The organism is Vibrio sp. 811, from assembly GCF_033339195.1.
In genome coordinates this window covers 1-588 of sequence record NZ_JAWOUB010000669.1, presented here as the reverse complement: position 1 = coordinate 588, position 588 = coordinate 1, and the positions used below count along the sequence as shown (strand labels likewise).

At 46.3% G+C, this 588-nt stretch carries 1 protein-coding gene and 1 pseudogene; both read left to right on the top strand.

Annotated elements, in window-relative coordinates:
- Nucleotides 1-126 (top strand): annotated as a pseudogene (locus R7Q46_RS28745) (ABC transporter permease); the annotation flags it as partial.
- On the top strand, nt 126-588 hold a 463-nt coding region (locus R7Q46_RS28740), incomplete at its 3' end, for an ABC transporter ATP-binding protein (protein ID WP_318078518.1). The pseudogene R7Q46_RS28745 and the gene R7Q46_RS28740, both read left to right, overlap by 1 nt.

Here is a 588-nt window from a genome sequence, read left to right as displayed (position 1 = left end):
CAAATCTACTTGTACAACATGCGTCAAACCAGCGGCCACTTCACATCTGCGCTCGTGATGACCTATTTCCTGTTTATTTTCTTACTGACTTGGTTGGCAAGTCGTTTCAGCCGAGGAGTCAAATAATGAGTTACGTAACCGCAAAAAACCTCACCAAACGTTTTGGTGATAATACGGTATTTGAAGACATTCAATTCGCTATCGAACAAGGCGAGTTCATCACGCTTTTAGGGCCTAGTGGCTGTGGTAAATCCACCCTACTTCGCAGTCTTGCGGGTTTAAATCCGGTTGATGGTGGCGAAATCTGGGTAAATGGCGAAGAGATCACCCACCAAGTGCCACAAGAAAGAGGCATCGGTATGGTTTTTCAGTCTTACGCGCTGTTTCCAAACATGACGGTTGAGGGCAACATCGCCTTTGGCTTGAAAATGAAGAAACTCGCCTCTGATGAAATTCAACACGAAGTGACAAAAGTCCTAGCGTTAGTTGACTTAAAAGGCAAAGAAAAACACTACCCACACCAACTTTCTGGAGGCCAACGTCAGCGTGTGGCGTTAGCCCGAGCGCTCGTGGTTAAACCTCGTATTC